Consider the following 19,799-nt stretch of genomic DNA (forward strand, 5'->3'; position numbering starts at 1 on the left):
TTTCCGTTTATAACCTGTTTTCTATACATGAAATGGAGAATTGGTTGTTCAGGATTTTATTACCGGGAGTGGAAAGAAATTTTCTATCCAAAAGGATTGGCACAAAAAGATTGGTTTAAATATTATTGCGAGCATTTCAACACCATAGAAATCAATTCTACCTTTTATAAAATGCCTACGCAAAAGTCGTTTGATAAATGGTACGGCGAGAGTCCGGACGATTTTTTGTTTACCATTAAAGCACCGCGGTTAATTACCCATTACAAACAACTAAATGATTGTGAACAACTCATTAACGATTTCTATGAAGCCATTCAATTGGGTTTAAAAGAGAAATTGGGATGCGTATTGTTCCAGTTTCCACCAAAATTTGATTATACTGAAGAAAGATTAAAGCTATTGATTGATCTTTTAAGCCCAGAATTAAAAAACGTGGTAGAATTCCGCCATTTAAGTTGGTTTAAAGAAGATATTTATAAGAAACTAACCAAAAACAATATCATTTTCAGTGGACAGAGCTATCCATCTGCCCTATCCGATGATGTAATTCAAAATACAGGAACTGTTTATTACCGTTTTCATGGGAAACCTGTTTTGTATAAATCTGAATACGATATTAAAGTGATTAATGATTTTAAAAACCAGATTGGAGATAAGGAGAAAGAGGTTTTTGTGTACTTTAATAATACATGGGGCGTTGGCGCATTACACAATGCCAAACAATTGCAGGAATTGATAAAACAGTAAATCATTTCAGTTTTTCAGAAAAGCAATTGCAGTGCTTATTTTAATGTTAGCCGGGCTATACGCTGTAGTCCCGATGAAAAATCTGGAGCTGCCGCTTCTATCCCGTTTATTTAACCCGTGTTTGTGCTGCTATTTATGGAAACCTGACAATAGTCCGGTTTTTTTATACCCTTAGCTATCTTGCCAAAACCTGCTAACGTAAAAAAATAAACCTGATAGCAATGATATTTCGGTGCACTAACTTTAATTTAGCACGAATATTAACGAAATTTAATGGATAGCAGGACTGCAGCCCCCGAAGAAATGCTGTTTCTGCTTTCCAAAAAAATAAAACAAAAAATATGCGTGTTGCCGTTATCGATCTTGGAACCAATACCTTCCACTTACTTATTGCTGAAACAGCAGGGAAAGAGTTGAAAATCCTCTACAAAACTAATGTCCCTGTCAAACTGGGCGAAGGTAGAATTAACGATAACATCATCATTCCGGCAGCATTTGAAAGGGGCATAAAGTGCCTAAAAGATTTTAGCCATAGCATTGCCGAATATCAGGTAGAACAAGTAAGGGCTACAGCAACTTCAGCCGTTCGGAGTGCAGAAAACGGTCAGGATTTTGTTAATGCTGTAAAAGAACAGGCCGGAATAACGATCGAAACCATTAGTGGGGATGAAGAGGCTGAGCTGATTTACCAGGGCGTTAAACTGAGCGGTGCCATTACCGATCTTTCACTGATTATGGATATTGGTGGTGGCAGTGTAGAATTTATCCTTTGCGATACCGAAAAACTGATCTGGAAAAAAAGTTATAACATCGGTGCAGCACGTTTAATGCAACAATTTTTTAAATCAGATCCTATAAATGATGGGGATAAAAATGCCATTTTATTCCATGTTCAAAATCAATTGGCCAATCTTTTCGACATCTGCGAAAAACACCAGCCAAAAGTGCTGATCGGATCAGCTGGGGCTTTTGAAACCTTTGCAGAGCTCATCATCAGAAAAAATAACCTGAAAGCAGATATAAATACCATCAAAACTTTCGAATTCAACTTTGATGATTATATCGAAATTACAGGTAAATTATTGAATTCTACCCATCAGGAAAGATCAGCAATGCCTGGAATAATTCCATTAAGGGTTGATATGATTGTAATTGCGGCTTTAATTACCAATTACGTTTTGGGCCGATCGAAGATAAACAGGTTAAGGCTTTCCACTTACGATTTAAAAATGGGCGTATTGGCTAGCCTGATATAAAAAAATGATCCATCAGCAGATGGATCACAGAGAGTTTAGCGTATATTAATTTAGGATTAATTCTTTTTTGGCGCAATCATGATTCTACCCATAATCATTGGTTCAGCTTTATTAAGCTTAAGATTATTTTGTTTCTCTTTAGAAAAATCGAGTGTTAAAAAGGCTGAATAACGGATACTTTCAACTACCAATTGGTTTTTACTTAGATCAAATTTATTATCCAAAAGCATTTCATAGCGACCATTTTTATCAGTCAAGGTTGCGTATCTGGTGTCGAGAATGGATAACCTGATTCCAGCTGCCGGTTTATTATCGGCACCGATAACATAACCGTAGACTTTTTTGGGCGCAACCGGTTTTTTATCGTCGGTTTTATGGTGGATCGTTGTAGTGATTTCAACAGGAGTATTAAGCTTTTCGGCCTTCGCATCCATTACAAAAATGCTCATGCCAATAGCAAGTACGCCGAGGTACTTCATCCAGTTTCTATTGGTAGTTGGCACAATTGACAGGTGAAGGTTTAGCTGGTTTAATTGGCTTTGGCCCATACGACCGCATACTGAAGAACCAGCATTAGCCAATACCTGGATAATTTCTGCATTGGTATAACCCGAAAAATCAATTACATTTTTGCTGCAGGCTGTACAGAAATTAAAACCTGCTCCTTTTTCCATTTTATCCCAGTTCTGTAAGCAGGGTTCGGCGATGCTAACTTCGTTAATTCTCGGTTTCATTGTGTGTTTTTCTTAGATGATGATAATCTTAAGAAAATTCCACAAAGCGATTTAAATAAATTTTAACAGCTCGTTATAAAGCTTCTCTGTTGGCAAGCCCATTACATTGGTATAAGAACCTTCGATACGCTCTACCACAACAATACCCCACCAATCTTGCACACCATAACTTCCGGCTTTATCAAAAGGCTGGTAGTTGTCGATATAGAAATCGATTTCCTCACTTGTAACGGCTTTACATAAAACTTCTGTCCGATCATAAAAGGAATAAGTTTTATCCCCTTTAACAATGGTTACTCCTGTAAAAACCTCGTGTTTACTGCCCGAAAGTTTTTTTAACATTTCCTGTGCATGCGCGCGGTCGGTTGGTTTGCCTAAAATTTCGCCATTTAAGGCCACGATGGTATCGGCGGTGATTACAATTTCGCCATCACCAGTAAAAGCCTTTGCTTTTTGTTCTGAAATATAAACCGCAATTTCTGCCGGACTTAAACCGTCAGGATAACTTTCATCCACATCTTTTAATTCTACTTTAAAGTTTAAACCCATTAAAGTTAAAAGTTCTTGCCTACGGGGCGATTTAGAAGCTAAAACGATAGGAGGAAAATTTACTGGCATATTTTAATTTTTTGCTAAAATAAGAAAAGCGGCATAAAGCCGCTTTCTTATTTGATATTTTAACAAGATTTAGTTGTTTCCACCACCTTGTCTACGTTTTTCCATTTCGGCACGTTGCTCTTTTTGCCAGGCTTCATAAGCTTTTTTCTGATCGTCAGTTAATACTGCAGTAACTTTTGCATCGTTATCAGCACGCATTTTCTGCATTTTCTCTCTCATTGCATCTCTATCACCACCACCTTGCATTTCATCACGCATTTTTTTCATGGTTTCTGCCTGCTCAGTAAAAACAGCTGTTAATTTTGTTTTTTGATCATCAGATAACTTTAATTTTTCGTCTAACTGTTTTACACGTTCTTCAGGTTTCATCATCATCCTGCCTTGTCCACCACCTTGCTGCGCGTTAGCGAAACCAGCTATTCCTAGCATCAATCCGCAAATCATCATTAATTTTTTCATGTTGTTTTTGTTGTTTTTGGTTGAAAATTGAGCATGTTGGAGTATCAAAAAGGATAAAAGTTTAATCTATAAATGTAACTTAGCTGTTGCAGATTAATACAGGTTAATCCTTCAATAACAGCACAGGAACATGCGATTTAATCGTCAATTTTTGAGATACACTTTCGTGCAGTAAACTTTCGAAAAAACTATATTTTTTAGGTAATGCGATAATCAGCTGTGCTTCTTCGCTTTTGGCAAATTTTACAATGCCTTTTATGGTATCAGGATGATCTGAGTAATGATAAGCCGGAGAAAAATCTTTAAGCATTTCGTGTAGAAAATGTTCTTCTTCTGAATCTATAGTATGCCCGGAATTGATGTTGAGCACCAAAAGTTCGAGGGCATGTTTGCTTAAGATATTCTTTAGGGCATGCATCGGGATTACTTCTTTAACTTTTTTAAAATCGCAGGCTAAAATCGCTTTACGGATAGATTGATAATCGGCTTTAGGCGGAACAACCAAAACTGGTACCGGACTTGATTTAGAAATTTTAATGGCATTCGAACCGATATCACTTTCATCTTTAGCCTTTTTACCATTGCTGCCAATAATAATGAGTTCGATCTCCTCTCTATTTACCCGATCGATAATGGATCTCAGCAATGTTTCCCTTGTTAAATAAATTTCTATTTCAGCACGAGAATTAATTTCCAGCATTTTTGACTTTAGTTTTTCAAGGGCCTCCATCCTTTTGGTTATTTCGTCGGCAATGTGATCATCAGTAGTGATGACCATATCAGGTGTAGGAAGGATGCTCTCATATTCTGAAACATAGTAAGCATTAAGCAGGATAATTTTTGAGTTCTCCATCGCAAAACTCAGCCTGGCGGCATATTTGGCAGCATGATCTGCTGTTTTAGAAAAATCTACGGGTACAAGGTATGTGCTCATAATATTAAAATTAACATTTTTTACATTTATAAATTAATCAATCGATTGATTAATTTATAAATGTAAATTTCGGATATAATCTTATTTATTACAAATTTTGAGGTTGAAGATTTATAATGGGAACGTCATTCTGATGGGTAGTGTGTAGCTAAAGATCCTTCGACTACGCTCAGGATGACAATCGCGGTTATGGTAGTGACCAATATTCTACTAGCAATTACTAATGAACCAATGACCAATGAACTAACAAATCTATTTACCAGAATCGGCAGCGTTTGGGTTTTCATCGTGCCATCTGCCCTGCACTTTCATTACTTTTTCAATGATGTCGCGGACAGCGGTTTTGCCTCCGTTATAAGGAGATATAAATGTAGAAATGGCTTTTATTTCTTCTACGGCATCAGCCGGACAAGTTGGAAGTCCAACCAGCTTCATTACTTTGAGATCAGGAATATCATCGCCCATATAGAGCACTTCTTCTGCAGTAATATTTTTATCCTGAAGATATTGGTTAAAAATAGCCACCTTATCTCCAGTACCAAGGAAAACATCAGTTACGCCAAGGTTAAAGAAACGTTTGCCCATGGCAATACCATCACCGCCAGAGATAATACAGATGTTGTATCCCCTTTTAACGGCCAATTGCATGGCATAACCATCCTTGATATTAAAAGTACGCAAAGATTGACCGTTATCAGTAACCTGAACAGATCCATCGGTAAGCACACCATCTACATCGAAGATAAAAGTGGTGATTTCTTTTAATTTCTGGAGAAACATTAGCGTGTTTGGCGTTAAGGGTTAAGCGTTCGGAGTGGACTCAGGACTAAAGACTCCGAACTCATGACTTATTTACTGATTATCTCTCCACTCGTAAACCCAGGCAGATTGAATTTGCTCTAAATGGCCTTCACTGCTTTCTTCACGGGTACCTTTAAAGTTTGGCAAAGATAATACCCATTCTAAAAGTTCGGTAAAGCGGATGCGGTAGATTTTAGCTTCAGTAAAATCATCGCCAAATTTCTCATATAAAGACATCGCAATATCTTCATAATCGTTCCAGTAAAAAGGTAAGGCAAATTTATCGTTGTTCATGTTTTGTTCGTTGTTGTAAGGTTGAAAAGTTTTAATATTGTAAGGCTTCGGACTCCCGACTAAAGACTCCGGACTAATTAGTGTCCCATAAAACCAGACTGATCTGGAATGGTTACTTCGATATCGCCGTTAATCACTACACACTGACATCCAAGGCGGGAAGTAATTTTCGGACGTACAGCCCTATCAATAAAATCTTCTTCCTTATCAGAAATCTCTTCGATATTATCCATGCCCTTTGTTACGTAAACGTGGCAGGTACTGCAACCACAAACGCCGCCGCAGTTGTGCTGTAACTCGATTCCGTTATCCAGACAAACATCTAAAACAGATTCGCCCGCTGCTATTGGCAATTCAATAGATTCGTGATCTGCTTCTTCAAAATTTATTTTTAGTTTAAAAATGCTCATAATTATTTTGCAAAAGTAACAAGCAAAAGCCGTAATTATGCTATTTCGGCATTAATTTTATGCTATTGCTTAGTGTTTGATAAATGTTTTGCAATTCGGGCATATCATTTAACATGCTCAAATGCTTATTTAAGGTGTTTTCGTCGGCCCTCACCGCAGGTCCGGTCTGCACATTTTCGGGCAAATTGCCCATTACCTTGTCCGCTGTTTCAGCGATTAAAGGTCTAATGATTTCAAAATCTAAACCATTCTGATTTAAAATTTTATTGGCCAGTGCGTACAAGTGGTTTGGAAAATTACAGGCAAATACTGCAGCAAGGTGCAACACTTTTCTCTTCTCGCCATCCAGCTCATATACCTGAGTGCTGATTTTATTTGCAAGCTCTTTTAAAATAGCCAACTGATCTTCATCACTTGCTTCAATACAAAGCGGGATATTTTCAAATGAAACTTCCTTACTTTTTGAAAAAGTTTGCAAAGGATAAAAAACACCCGCCTTTTTTACCTGGAAAGCCAGTACATTAATATCGGTAGTGCCAGAAGTATGTACGACCAAACCAGTGACATTTTTTAAAGATGCAGCTACCGTATCAATGGCATCATCCTTTACTGAAATAATATATAAATCAGCGTTCTGTTTAACCTCATTTAAATCACCTGTTGCTTCAGCTCCGATAGCTTTGGCCAATAAAACTGCATTACTCAGGCTTTGGCTGTATACCTGCATCAGTTCTTCGCCTTTACTTATTAAAGCTTTAGCTAAGTGTGTAGCAACATTTCCAGAACCTAATAAAACAATTTTCATGATTTTATGCGGCTTTGGCTTCTTTTCTTCTTCTAAAAATTGAAAGTAAGAAACCAACAACCATTACAATAGTACCAGCCCAATACAAATTAATGAAAGGAAATTCGATCGCTTTAAAAACTACCCAGTCTTTAGCCTGCTGCGGTTTCTCGAAAATTTGAAGCTCTACTTTTTTCTCATCAGGTAATACTTTAGAAAAACGGAACTTTAAGTCTAATTCATCCACTTTACGGGCGAAATCGAAAGTATTATTACCTTTTATTAAGAAGATGGGTTCAGTGTTGTAAATTTTACCGGCAGCATTAATTTCCAACGGCAAACCAACAGCATAATCGCCTTGCGCCAAAGCTAAATCCTTAGCAGTAGGTTTTCTGTTTAGATCTTTAACCGTAACAATGCCACTGGTGGTGTGGATGGTATCTCCTACCGAAACCTTAACAATACGTGGCTCTTTATAATTTTCATCATCCGAATGACCTTCATGATCATCATGTGATGTTTTTTTAATGGCAGCACTGGTGATGTGGGTATATACATCATAAGTTAAATAGTGCTTGGTATCAGGAGAAGCAATTAAGCCCATTTTCTCATTGTCCTGCACATGCGGATGTAAGTTAAAATCCTCCTTAACTTTCCCTGTTTTTTCATCTAATACCTTAAAATTAAGGGTATAAATGGTATTTGGTGCTTTTGTGGTATCGCTGACATAAGTTACCGTATACTTACCCATCTTTTTGGGTTCGTTTTTGTATAACATGATGTTTTCACCCGGTTTTTCTGTTTTTTCGAAATCCTTTACCGGAATAAAATTATTCGCATTGATTGATAAGGGCTTGTTGGTGGCCGCAGAAATTAAAGCACCTAAGATTAAGAAAGCAAAACCGATGTGTGCAATAGCTGATCCGGCCAGTTTGGCCTTTCCGCCAAAAGCCTGATATAATATGGCTGCATTAGAAAGTACAGCAAACAAACAGCTAAAAGTAATCAGGATATACATCGTATTGGTATAAATACCGGCCACATATACCAAACCCGCTGTTAACACCATCGAGAAAATGATGGCTGATACTAAACTGCTGTAAAACTTGCGTGGATCGGTTCTTTTATATTTTAAATACTGAGAAAAACCAGAAATCAAGGTAATTAATACCGCAAATGGAGCCTGCCATTGGTTGTAATATTTAACGGCATCAATCGGTGGGGTAAATTTAGTACCAAACGCTTTGTTAAAAACAGGTACCGAAGTAGAGAAGATTACCTGGATACAGGCAATAGTTACTACCAAAGCACCAATAAACATCCAGAATTCGCGGGAATAGGTTTCTTCATCTTTAGTGGTAATCGGCAATTCTTTCCACCGTACCACAATCAATGCTACAGCCAAAACGGCAAATACCACATTGTACAGGATCAAATGGCCAAACATCCCCATATCGGTGAATGAGTGAACTGATGTATCGCCCAAAATTCCGCTTCGGGTTAAGAATGAGGCATAAAGGACCAATAAGAAACTTAAAAATACCAGGGCAATTGCGGTAAAATAGGCATGACCAGTATTTTTATAGGCAATCATTACGTGCACCGCTCCGATTAGGGTTAACCATGGAATTAAAGATGCATTTTCAACCGGATCCCAGGCCCAGAAACCACCAAAGTTTAGCGCTTCGTAAGCCCAGAAAGACCCCATAATAATACCTGTACCTAAAACCATCACCGCAAAAAGCGTCCATGGCATAGCAGGTTTAATCCATTCTTTATATCTTTTTTGCCATAAAGCAGCAATTCCGTAAGCAAAAGGCACCACCATACTGGCAAATCCCAAAAACAAAGTTGGTGGATGGATTACCATCCAATAGTTTTGCAATAATGGGTTTAATCCCCTACCATCGGTAATAAATTTAAGGTAATCTTTAAAGTTTTCCGGATTGGCAAAAACAACGGGCGCCATTGCTTTTAAATCAACAGCGTCTCTTAACAGGATAAATGGAGAGCTACCGATACGTTCGCCGAAAATTGAAATTCCCAATAACATGGAGCTTAAAAACACCTGAGAAAAGGCTACAACCGTCATTACAGGATTTTCCCATGTTTTGGCTTTCCAGATCAATAATGCACCCAAAAATGACTGCCAGAAAGCCCAAAGCCAAAAACTTCCTTCCTGCCCTTCCCAAAAGGCCGAAATGATATAGTAAACAGGTAATTCTTTTGAAGAGTGGAAATAAACGTAACTGTATTCGTTATAATGACCAAGTACGAGGTAAAACAAAATGGCACCGATACCGATGATACTGGCAAAGTTGATCAGAAATCCAATCCGGCCAAGGTTTCTCCAGGATTTTTCTTCTAAATTTTTATCGCGACTGGCAAAAAAATACGATATAGTTGATAGTAATGATGCACTAAATGCCAGAACAATAAAAAACTGTCCGATTTTACCTGGTAACAGGTGTTCGCCTACAAATTGAATATCCATTAAATAAATTAGTTATATTTTTTCCCGCCGTCCTTGCTTATTTCTTCGACCTTGCCGTCCTTATTAACCTCTACCAGGTTATCATTATATTTAGAAGGGCACTTCATTAAAATTTTCGATGCGTAGAATTTGTCCTGATCCATTTTACCGATCAGTACTAGTTTTTCTGATTTTTCAAAATCCTGTGGTTTGGTACCTGCATAGATTACCTCTCTCACTTCTCCTTTTTCATCTTTCATGTGAAATGAAAAATGATTGGCGTCTTTCAAAGCGTCATAATAAGTACCCATTGATTTTTCCCAGTAGCCCATAACGTGCTCTTCTTTACCAGAAAGCGTAGCCTGTTTGAAATTAGAGTAGGTATCAGTATTTGCATTTAAGCTAAATAAAATCCCTACGGAAATTGCGATGGTAATTAATCCAATGATTGCACTTTTCTTCATGTTTATATGTATTGTAAAAGCTGGCAACAAAGATAGAAAAATAGGCTTAGCAAGCATTCTTTTACATTTTTCTTGTCTTTATATTGACAATTACCTGATTTTTGAAGTACAATATTTTGAAGAATGACAAAATTCATCACCCATTTTTGCGAATATCTTAAATCGTTCAAAATTCCGGACTGAAATTCTTAAGTTTGGCCCATCAGATAATCATTTCCTTTTTACATTTCATTGTAAAACGTAAACCTCTTTAATATGAACCCGAAACAACTGTATAAGCTACTTTTATTTGTATTGCTGATTCCCATTTTAAGTTCTTGTTTTGAAGTAATCGAAGAAATTAGCATGAAAAATGATGGTACAGGTGATGTTGTACTCACGATTAACTTAAGCCAAAGTAAAACCAAAGTGGCTTCAGTTATGCTGCTGGATAGTGTACAGGGTTATAAAGTACCCAGCAGGCAAAAAATCCAGCAAGAATTGAATGAAGCTGTTGCCTATTTAAAAAAATCAGAAGGAATATCGAATGTAAAAAGCAGCAGTGATTTTAATAATTATATCGCCACCATCAGTTTTTCGTTTAAAGATGTTTCAAATATCAACAACATTACTAAAAATATCCTTGCTCAGCAGAAAATCAAGGCTACCAATACCTCATCTTATAGCTATAATAAATCAACAAAAACATTCAGCCGGAAATATCAGGCCGTGAGTACCGCAAAAACCGAATTCAATAAATTAAAAGCGAAAGACAAAGCTGTTTTTAATGGCGCAACCTATACGAGCATTTACCGTTTCGAATCGCCTGTAACAAGTAGCACCAACCCGGCATCAAATGTATCAAAATCAAAAAAAGCCGTGATGTTAAAAAGCAGCATCATGGATTTAATCAACGGAAAAATTAACGTATCGAACACCATACAACTATCTAAATAAAATCATCGTGGTTTTTGGTCAAAGGGCCCAGAACGTAAACACGACCATCATCTCTAAAAAATCTATCTAAATGAAAAAAATTCTAATTGCAATCTCCCTCTTTTTATCATTCAATTTGGCTAAGGCGCAAGATCTGGTCAAGAAAATTCCATCAAATGCTTTCACTGTAGCCACCATTAAAGGCGATAATGTTTTTAAACTCATGTTTGTAAAAGATTTTAACGAATCTTTTGTAGGCAAGAAATTATTGACGGAAACCTCTAAATCTCTGGATAAAAACTTCACCAGTATCGAAGATTTCGGTATCAACCTGGAGAAAAACATGTATTACTTTAACCAATTGAGTGATAGTATTACCTATAACTGTTTTTTGATCCCGATAAAAGATGCCAGGAAATTTGAAAGCCTGATTGAAAATAAAGAGAAAAAATTTACACAGCAGGGCGATATCCGTACGATGGTTTTGCCTGATAGCACGAGTATCATCAAGTGGAACAATAACATGCTTTATTTTGTAACAGGAAGCATCAGGGGTTCATTTTTTGCCGATTCGGTTAAATCTGCGAAATATGGCATAAAAGATATCAGGTTCCAGAGTGAACAGACTTTGATTGATAGCGTAGCGATAGATTCTGCTGTAGGAGTTACGGCTGAACCTATGGTAGAAACAGTTGAGGCCCCGGTTATTGAAAAAGCAAAGGTTCAGAAAAAATCGACGGTCAAAAAGAATACTAAAAAAACTGTTGCTTCAAAAAAATCAGGCAAGAAGAAAAACGCTAAAAAAGTTAAGGACGAACCTCTTGAGATCATTTATCCTGAAGGGACAAGCGATAGTACAGGTATGACTCCTGCTCATGGCCAGGTTGATGAACAATATGATGTTTACCAGAAAGAACTGGCAGAACAGGATTTAAAGAAAAAAAGACTGGCATTTACCTGGATGACTGTTCAGGCGGATCAGATTTTCAACGGTACTTACGAGTCTATCGAAACAAATAAATCTTATACCGCAAGTTTGGATAATAAAGCCATAGCAGAGCTTTGGGTATCGAGCTTACAGGATGTTTACAATTCAATTGCGCCCGAATTTGGCACTTATGGCAAAGCAGGCCTTATGAAAGGTTATGGCAGCTTAAACGCTAAACTTTTTATGGATAACAAAAGTTTCCGTATTTCTACCGGTTTAGAAATGGCTCAGGAACAGGCTGATGCTTATAAAAAAATCATGAACAGGAAATTAAACAAAAAATTTCTGAATTATGTAAACAGCGAAAAAGCCCTTGGTTTTATGAGCTATTCGATTGATACCAAAGCGTATTTAGAAGAATTTCCGAAATTATTAAAGCAAACTTATGGTTCTTTCCTGGGCGCTAAAATGGATGAGGAAATTGATCTTGGCACTGAGCTCTTCAGTCTATTGTTAGATGAAGAAGCAGTAAGCAAGGTAATTAAAGGTGATGCTCTATTTGTAATTAACGGATTAAAAACCAAAGAAGTTACTTATACCACTTACGAGTATGACGACGATTACAAACAGAAAGAGGTAACAAAAACCAAAAACGAAACTTTGCCTGATTTCCTTTTCATGTTTTCATCAGAAGATCATAGGTTGATCGACAAACTGATTAAATATGGCATCCATAAAAATATGGTAACGGTTGAGAACAACATTTATAAAATCCAGGAGAAGAAAAGTCCGATTGATATATACTTTATGATTAAAGACGGAATTGTGTTTTTTGGCAATTCGTTAAGCGAGATGCAAAGCATCAGCAACAATCAATACAATAGCAAAATCAGCAAACTGCACAAAGACCTGTTGAGCAAAAATAATTTCAGCTTTTTATTCAATGCTAAAAACCTGGTAGGTAAAGTTCCTGATTCGGAAATCGGCGGTGCAGAAACCGCTAAGAAATTTAACAGTACGCTAGAAAAGATGGGCAACGTGTACATGAAATCGAACCCGATAAAAGGCAGATTGGTTTCAGCAGATATCAGCGCAGAAATTCCGAATGGACATGAAAATGCGTTGAAATATTTGTTTTCGCTAATTGAGAATGCGGCTAAATAGACCAGTTGGCAGTTAACCGTTGGCGGTTTGCAATAACCAATGAACTATTGACCAGTGAACGAATGAACCAATCTAAATGAAGAAATTTCTAAAAATAACAGCAGCGATAGTAATATTGCTGCTTATTTTTTTTGCTGGTGTTTTAAAATACCGGAGATATCAGGCAGGACAAACTTTGATTCCAAAAAATGTAACGGGGATTGTCAAAATCAATGTTGATGAGCTTTATCAAACAATAGCTTTGAATATGCTCGGTAATCCTGGCTATTATTTTAAATCTGACGTTAAAAAAGATAATGCCATTAAAACAGATAAACTAGCAACAGGATTAGCGATTCCTGCCAGTATCTATCTTTATAATCTTAACGGACAGCCTACTGGTACTATATTTTCACGTCTGGAGGTAAAAAACAGTGAAGATTTTGAAAATTTCGTTAAAAATGTGCTTCACCTGCAGGTTATCAAAAACGCTAAAGGCATAACTACCGCTAAATCCAGATTGGTGAATTTAGTGCTTTGTTACAACAACAAAGCGGTGGCGGTGGTAATAACGACCCAGATTAAAGACTTTGAACCTGTTTTGATTGATATTCTAAACCAGAAAAATGTGGTTAAAGCGAATGAAAGCCCTTTTAAAGTGGCTTTGGATCAAAAACAGCATGTGGTATTTGCCAACGGAGAAAATAATGGCTGGATTGATTTTAAAAGCGGTAGTATAAATTTTAGTAATGTGTTTTTAGCTAATAATATTTTGCCTTCAACGAAGCCTGCACATCATCAATCCAGTAAAAATAGTACAGTTTCTTTTTGGATAAATGCCAACCTAAAGCCAAACAAAGACAAAATCTATAAGTTCAGGAATTATACTATCGAGCAGGATAGTTTAATTAAATATTACAACGGCAATCTCGATTTCGAATGGACAAATTCCATTACACAAACCGATTCTGTTATCACTTACGAATACAATGATGATTTTGAAAAGGTTGAAAAAGTAAGCTTACAAAAGCGCAACATCCCTTCCATCTCTGTTAATATTGGTTCGAAAGGTAATGGACTGAAAAATTACCTGACCAGACAGGGATTGATCTATTCTGATAGCAATACTGTAAACAAAAATGCTTTTCCGCTTTATAAGGTGTTTGTGAACAGCAATCAGGAAAACTTAAATTTCTCGACAGTTAAAAAGCAGAATATCCCAACCTCAAAGGTCGAATCAACTGATTTCCTTTACTTAAATGTTGATCTGATCAAACTGGGCAAACAATTGGAAATCCCATTCTTCACCAACTATTTTAAAACCCTAAAACGTTTAGAAGTTAAAGGTAAATTGATGGAAGGCAAAAAAGTTAAAGTTGATGGTAAGCTTGAATTGAAAGACGGAAATATTAATTCGTTGTATCAGATTTTGAAAAGTTTATGAAATAGAAAGATCGTCATTTCGAGCGCAGCCGAGAAATCTATCTAGATAATTTTTAACATTAAGGTCGTCTTTCCCGCGCAGGCGGGAATCTTAAAGCACCTGCATTACGATTCCCAATCTAGTTGGGAATGACGATTCTTCGCAACCTATCAATTCACTAAAATCCCCATGTCATTTATATCGATTTTTATGAAATAAATTTCCGCTCGAAATGACGAGTACTTTGTACGATCCCTTAATCATAAACCTGATGGGACGCATGCCGATCCTTCTATCGGCAGGAGGTACAGCAGGGCCAACCTACCGCTATGAAACACAGTCCTTTCATTTCCAAAACAAAAAAATATGCTCTGTTATATTTTTCCCGCAGATCTAAGATGATTTACGCAGATTAAATATCAACACTGATCCAATAGCTATCGGATGAGGCGCAGTCTCGAATTTTCGGGAAAGAGATATACTTAGATAGATTTCTCGACTTCGTTGCACTCCGCTCGAAATGACGATTACTCCATAAAAAAGCCCTGCAGTTTTTAAATTCTGCAGGGCTTTTCGATAAGATTGCTTCATCCTGATGAAAAACCAGGATTCGCAATAACGATTAGTCGGTTATGGCCAAACGCCTAAGTTCATATAAGAAACCGCAATTTTATCGATTGAATTTACAAAAGCAGCAGTTCTTAAGGTTTGCGTGCCTGGTTTGTTCATCAATGTTTCGCGGATTTCGTGGTAAGAATGGATCATGGTATCCTCTAAACCAGAGTTTACCAATTCCATTTCTGATGCACCTTTAACAATCATTAAACGGTGTTCAGGAAGGATGGTTTTACCGGTTAAGTTCTCTAAAGTAGCAATTAAGTTAGCGTTTGAGTTAGCCGCATAACGGTTCTCCATACGACCGAATGCTACATGAGAAAGATTTTTCAACCACTCGAAATATGATACCGTTACACCACCTGCATTACAGTACATATCAGGAATGATGATACCGCCCATTTCGGTAAAAATGGCTTCAGCTTCTGGTGTAGTTGGTCCGTTTGCACCTTCAGCAATAATTTTTGCTTTGATGTTGCGGATGTTAAGCTCAGTAAACTGGTTTTCTAAAGCCGCAGGAACGATAATATCGCAATCTTGCTCTAAACCTTCCATCGAGTTTTTGAAGCTTGTAGCACCCGGGAAGTCTAAGATTGAACCTGTATTTTTACGGTGTGCAAAAACCTCATCAACGTTTAATCCGTTAGCATTATAAATGGCACCTTCAAATTCACAAAGTCCAACAATGGTAGCACCAAATTCAGCTAAGAATTTAGCAGAGTGGTAACCCACATTACCTAAACCTTGAACAATTACTCTTTTATCGCTTAAACCTGCTTTAAAACCGATTTTAGCCATATCTTCTGCAACCTCAACACACTCGCGTACTGCATAAGCCACACCACGGCCTGTAGCTTCTTTACGTCCACGGATACCGTGTAAAGCAATTGGTTTACCAGTTACGCAACCCAGTGCATCAAGCTGACCTGGATTCATGGTCATATAGGTATCGGCAATCCAGCTCATTTCGCGTTCACCAGATCCATAATCAGGAGCAGGAACATCGATACCAGGACCGATAAAGTTTTTCTTAATTAATTCTGTTGTATAACGACGGGTAATGGTTTCCAGTTCGGCAACACTGTATTGTTTAGTGTTGATTTTGATACCACCTTTTGCACCGCCAAATGGAACGTTAACAATAGCACATTTGTAAGTCATTAGAGCTGCAAGTGCCATCACCTCATCTTCGTTAACCATTTCGCTGTAACGGATACCACCCTTTGTAGGGCTCATGTGGTGAGAGTGCTCTACACGCCAGGCGTCAATTACTTCAAAACCGTTTCCGCGGCGGATTGGGAATTGGAAACGATATACACTATTACATGTTTTAATCTGGTTCAATAAACCTTCCGGATGATTGGTGAATTGAGCCGCACTGTCAAAGTTTTTACAAACATCTGCAAAGAACTTGTTCTCGTCTGCTAGATTAGCCATTATTTATTTTTTATATTGAATAAGTTTTCGGTGCAAAATTGCCTAAAAAAACTGCACATATCCAAATGCAAAAACACTTAGTGTACAGCTAACACCACCCTGTTTCGGCTATATAACAGGCTTTATACCGATTGTGGAATATCGTCCAAAAACAGCCATAACACACCCCTAAAGGCAGATATATACTGTACAAAACCTAATTAAAACGACTAATTTTATAGGTTTTTTTGACCTCAATTATGATGTGAAAAAAATTATAAAAAAAATATCCACAAGGCTATTTTATTACAATACTCGTTAAACAAAGAATAAAAACACTATCTAAATTACGAATATTGTAAATTTTGCCTCAGCAATAAGACATAAAAAAAGAGATCAAAATTATTTTGATCTCCCTTAAAATTTAATCCAGACTACGTAAATAACGGTCCGTTTTATTTATTTCCCGATATGGTTTTCTTTTTCGATTTTCTTTAATCTTTTATCAATAGAGAAAAGATAGGCCAGCAAGCCAACCAGGATAATTACGATACACATTACAACAACATAAATTTTTCCGCTGCTGCGAAGGCTATCAGCCATTTCAACACCATTGTCCTGTGCAAATAACTGCATTGTGGCCATCAATAATATTAGGGAGAAAAATATCTTCTTCATTTTAGTTATGTTGTTGTTTGTTTTCTATTGAACGAATTCTGAAACGGATGGTGTACACCCAGTAACCGATTAATATCCAGCCTAAACATGCAGGATAAAACACCATACGCATGCGACTATCTAAATCGTAACTGTTAAAACCAGGGTTACCGCCGTTGCCCGGATGTAATGAATCTTTTAAACGTGGAAGCACAAAAAGCAATACCACCATCATCGGGAAGGCAAAAATATTGTAAATGGCCGAAATTTTAGCCCTTTTTTGTTCTTCATCTATCGCATTGCGGAGAATAAGGTAGGCAAAATACAATAAGATGGATATGGCTGCAAAATTTTGCTTTGGATCGAAGCTCCAAAACTGTCCCCAGGTATATTTAGCCCAGATAGCACCAGTAATTAATCCTAAAATACCAAAAATAATCCCAGCATTTACACTTTCTACGGCCTTTATATCGTCTATTTCGCTTTTGCTGCTCAACGATTTTACACTGTAAAAAACAGAGATCGAAAAAAGAACGATCATGGCAAACCACATCGGAACATGGAAATACAGGTTACGGATCGTTTCGTTTAAAATAGCCAAATGAGGTACACCTAATAACAATCCTGCAATTGCAGTATAAATTACTAAAACTGAACCTAAAATTTTCCACCAGGTTTTATGCATATATATTTAATTATTGAATGAATCAGTTTTGAATGAGTGAACATCTTTCTGATTCATCATCCATTTTCCATCTTCCATATTTAATCTCTCCAAAGGTAAGGAAATAACAATAAAGAGGTTGCTACCATCAGTACATTCACTACCAGCAACATCGCAATTTCATCGTAACTATTCTCCCATGGCAAGCCATCTACCGCATTTTTAGCCAGTTTGATCAAAAGAATCAATACCGGTATAATAATTGGGAAACTCAATATGGCCATTAGCATACCCCCATTACCCGCCTTACTGGCAATGGCCGAAACCATGGTAAATACCGTAGAGAAACTCATACTCCCCAATACCACGGCTACATAATATAGCACCATATCAGGTGGTGTAAAGGAATCGAAAACCAAAGTATAAAATCCAAGTGCGATGGTGGTAAGCACCAGCATCAGCAGTGTATTGTAAACGGTTTTAGAAATTAAAACCGCTGCCGGACTGGCCAGAATATAACTGTAAAGCTGTTGTCCCTTCGTTTCCTGCAAAAAGCTTTTTGAAACACCATTGATGGAAGCAAAAAGCATAATAATCCAGAACAGGGCATTCCAGGTTAATTTGTCGCCAAGGCTCACAAAAGACAAATAGCAGGTAAAAATAGTAGAAACCACATAGAGCAACACACCGTTAATGGTATATTTGGAGCGCCACTCTAACAATAATTCTTTGTGTATTAAATATTTAACCTCTTTGGCCAATTGCATAACCGCAAAGATAAATAATTGCTTTATTGTTGGATGGCTTTATTGTTGTATTGTTGTAATTTTGTTTGATAGCTAAAGGACATATAAAAAAGTTTTAACCACAGATGAATAGGATAAACACAGATGGTGTTTTTTTCACAGCCAACTGAAGTTTCTGATCATTTTAAGAATATAATTGGCCACGGAGGCACAGAAAACATGCAGAAAGACCATTAACAACAGATAAAAAGGATAAATACAGATGGCATTCTTTCGAAGTAGCATAAACGAGATTACAGGCATTTAAAATTTAATTGGCCACGGAGACACAGAAACACGGAGAAAAACAATATGCACAAAAATCTGTGTTCATCTGTGTAAATCTGTGGTAAAAAAAAATGAACTACGCATCAGTTATAGAAACACCTATTGGCAAATTAAGCATCCTGGCTGATGATGATTTTGTGCATGCAGTTACTTTTGACGAAAAAGATATTGCTGATTTAACAGAAAACGAACTGACCATAAAAGTTGCCAACCAGTTAAAAGATTATTTTAGCGGAACGCTTCGCGATTTCGATTTTCCCATGCAACAGAAAGGAACCGATTTTCAGCAGGAAGTGTGGCAGCATTTATTGGCGATACCTTATGGCGAAACCACTTCTTACGCTAAATTTTCGGCACATAAACCTTTAGCCATCCGTGCAATTGCTTCTGCAAATGGAAAAAACAATATCGCCATTGTAGTCCCCTGTCACAGGGTAATTGGCAGCAATGGTAAACTGGTAGGTTATGCCGGCGGTTTATGGCGCAAGCAGTGGCTGCTACAGCACGAACGTGAGGTTACCCAACAAGGACAAACAGAATTAAAATTTTAAAACTATATATTTTTTAGCAGATGAGTACAAACCAAGCCGAAACACCAAATTATTTAAAAGCCATACGTTTAATTAATATCGAAGGAGATAAATGTACATTCGAAACAGGTAGAATTCCCATCCGACAGCACATTAATGCAAACTACTTTTTTGCACAAACGGATGTATCTACTTTAGAAAAAATCCCCCATCCTGCCCCACGTCGTCAATACGTAATTACACTTAAGGGCAAACTGAAATTTACAGTAAGTAATGGAGAAACTTTTATCATTGAGCCAGGCATTGTACTGATAGCCAATGATACTGCTGGCGAAGGGCACATCTGGGAAATTGTGGATGGTAACGAATGGGAAAGAATTTATATCCCGCTGGAAGAAGATACAGACGACTACTTTACAATAGATTAACATTTTCAAAACCAGGATCAGCACAAATCCGTA

At 37.2% G+C, this 19,799-nt stretch carries 21 protein-coding genes; 7 read left to right on the forward strand and 14 right to left on the reverse strand.

From position 1 onward, the window contains the following. The first annotated feature begins 27 nt into the window (after positions 1-27). Together U859_RS0109425 and U859_RS0109430 are read left to right on the forward strand one after the other, a co-directional pair. A complete protein-coding gene (locus U859_RS0109425; protein WP_025143134.1) occupies positions 28-747 on the forward strand; it encodes a DUF72 domain-containing protein in 720 nt (239 codons plus the stop codon). Positions 748-1,088: 341 nt separating this feature from the next. Continuing rightward, a complete protein-coding gene (locus U859_RS0109430) occupies positions 1,089-2,003 on the forward strand; it encodes an exopolyphosphatase (RefSeq protein WP_025143135.1) in 915 nt (304 codons plus the stop codon). A gap of 56 nt (positions 2,004-2,059) precedes the next feature. Here U859_RS0109430 and U859_RS0109435 read toward each other — a convergent pair whose 3' ends face one another. The 10 genes from U859_RS0109435 to U859_RS0109480 form a co-directional block, all read right to left on the reverse strand. Then, positions 2,060-2,737: a hypothetical protein gene (locus tag U859_RS0109435; RefSeq protein WP_025143136.1), complete on the reverse strand. Its 678-nt coding sequence runs from the start codon at positions 2,735-2,737 to the stop codon at positions 2,060-2,062. A gap of 51 nt (positions 2,738-2,788) precedes the next feature. After that, a complete protein-coding gene (locus U859_RS0109440; protein WP_025143137.1) occupies positions 2,789-3,355 on the reverse strand; it encodes a Maf family protein in 567 nt (188 codons plus the stop codon). A gap of 69 nt (positions 3,356-3,424) precedes the next feature. After that, positions 3,425-3,814, reverse strand: a complete 390-nt coding sequence (locus U859_RS0109445; protein ID WP_025143138.1) for a Spy/CpxP family protein refolding chaperone — start codon at positions 3,812-3,814, stop codon at positions 3,425-3,427. A gap of 103 nt (positions 3,815-3,917) precedes the next feature. Further along, on the reverse strand, positions 3,918-4,748 hold the full coding sequence (locus tag U859_RS0109450; protein ID WP_025143139.1) for a universal stress protein: 831 nt from the start codon (positions 4,746-4,748) through the stop codon (positions 3,918-3,920). 252 nt (positions 4,749-5,000) lie between these two features. After that, a complete protein-coding gene (locus tag U859_RS0109455) occupies positions 5,001-5,528 on the reverse strand; it encodes a KdsC family phosphatase (RefSeq protein WP_025143140.1) in 528 nt (175 codons plus the stop codon). Between the two features lie 72 nt (positions 5,529-5,600). Continuing rightward, positions 5,601-5,843 (reverse strand): Fe-S cluster assembly protein IscX, encoded by a 243-nt coding sequence (gene iscX, locus U859_RS0109460; RefSeq protein WP_025143141.1) that lies wholly within the window; start codon positions 5,841-5,843, stop codon positions 5,601-5,603. Positions 5,844-5,920: 77 nt separating this feature from the next. Further along, positions 5,921-6,253 carry a 2Fe-2S iron-sulfur cluster-binding protein gene (locus U859_RS0109465; protein WP_025143142.1) on the reverse strand — a complete coding sequence of 111 codons (333 nt, stop codon included), beginning with the start codon at positions 6,251-6,253 and terminating at the stop codon, positions 5,921-5,923. 40 nt (positions 6,254-6,293) lie between these two features. Further along, complete coding sequence (locus tag U859_RS0109470; RefSeq protein ID WP_025143143.1) at positions 6,294-7,058, reverse strand: Rossmann-like and DUF2520 domain-containing protein; 765 nt, start codon at positions 7,056-7,058, stop codon at positions 6,294-6,296. A gap of 4 nt (positions 7,059-7,062) precedes the next feature. After that, the gene (locus U859_RS0109475; RefSeq protein WP_025143144.1) at positions 7,063-9,531 is read right to left on the reverse strand and encodes a heme lyase CcmF/NrfE family subunit; all 2,469 of its coding nucleotides are present in this window, start codon (positions 9,529-9,531) and stop codon (positions 7,063-7,065) included. An 8-nt stretch (positions 9,532-9,539) separates the two neighbouring features. After that, positions 9,540-9,974 carry a cytochrome c maturation protein CcmE gene (locus tag U859_RS0109480; RefSeq protein ID WP_025143145.1) on the reverse strand — a complete coding sequence of 145 codons (435 nt, stop codon included), beginning with the start codon at positions 9,972-9,974 and terminating at the stop codon, positions 9,540-9,542. Positions 9,975-10,229: 255 nt separating this feature from the next. Between U859_RS0109480 and U859_RS0109490 the strand changes: the two genes are divergently transcribed. From U859_RS0109490 to U859_RS0109500, 3 genes are all read left to right on the forward strand, one after another. Further along, positions 10,230-10,910, forward strand: coding sequence for a hypothetical protein (locus tag U859_RS0109490; RefSeq protein ID WP_025143146.1), 681 nt, complete (start codon positions 10,230-10,232; stop codon positions 10,908-10,910). A gap of 70 nt (positions 10,911-10,980) precedes the next feature. Then, entirely contained in the window at positions 10,981-12,981 is a 2,001-nt protein-coding gene (locus tag U859_RS0109495) for a hypothetical protein (protein WP_025143147.1), read from the forward strand. Positions 12,982-13,057: 76 nt separating this feature from the next. Continuing rightward, entirely contained in the window at positions 13,058-14,404 is a 1,347-nt protein-coding gene (locus U859_RS0109500; protein WP_025143148.1) for a hypothetical protein, read from the forward strand. A 609-nt stretch (positions 14,405-15,013) separates the two neighbouring features. Here U859_RS0109500 and U859_RS0109505 read toward each other — a convergent pair. The 4 genes from U859_RS0109505 to U859_RS0109520 form a co-directional block, all read right to left on the reverse strand. Next, the gene (locus U859_RS0109505; RefSeq protein ID WP_025143149.1) at positions 15,014-16,435 is read right to left on the reverse strand and encodes a Glu/Leu/Phe/Val family dehydrogenase; all 1,422 of its coding nucleotides are present in this window, start codon (positions 16,433-16,435) and stop codon (positions 15,014-15,016) included. A gap of 438 nt (positions 16,436-16,873) precedes the next feature. Further along, a complete protein-coding gene (locus U859_RS0109510; protein WP_025143150.1) occupies positions 16,874-17,092 on the reverse strand; it encodes a CcmD family protein in 219 nt (72 codons plus the stop codon). A gap of 1 nt (position 17,093) precedes the next feature. Further along, positions 17,094-17,756, reverse strand: a complete 663-nt coding sequence (gene ccsA, locus U859_RS0109515; RefSeq protein WP_025143151.1) for a cytochrome c biogenesis protein CcsA — start codon at positions 17,754-17,756, stop codon at positions 17,094-17,096. An 80-nt stretch (positions 17,757-17,836) separates the two neighbouring features. Next, entirely contained in the window at positions 17,837-18,502 is a 666-nt protein-coding gene (locus U859_RS0109520; protein ID WP_025143152.1) for a heme exporter protein CcmB, read from the reverse strand. 377 nt (positions 18,503-18,879) lie between these two features. Here U859_RS0109520 and U859_RS0109525 point away from each other — a divergent pair, with 377 nt between their 5' ends. Together U859_RS0109525 and U859_RS0109530 are read left to right on the forward strand one after the other, a co-directional pair. Continuing rightward, positions 18,880-19,359 (forward strand): methylated-DNA--[protein]-cysteine S-methyltransferase, encoded by a 480-nt coding sequence (locus U859_RS0109525; RefSeq protein ID WP_025143153.1) that lies wholly within the window; start codon positions 18,880-18,882, stop codon positions 19,357-19,359. 20 nt (positions 19,360-19,379) lie between these two features. Further along, on the forward strand, positions 19,380-19,766 hold the full coding sequence (locus U859_RS0109530) for a hypothetical protein (protein WP_025143154.1): 387 nt from the start codon (positions 19,380-19,382) through the stop codon (positions 19,764-19,766). Positions 19,767-19,799: the final 33 nt, after the last annotated feature.

It is taken from the genome of Pedobacter jeongneungensis (assembly GCF_000633455.1).
Taxonomy (GTDB): domain Bacteria; phylum Bacteroidota; class Bacteroidia; order Sphingobacteriales; family Sphingobacteriaceae; genus Pedobacter; species Pedobacter jeongneungensis_A.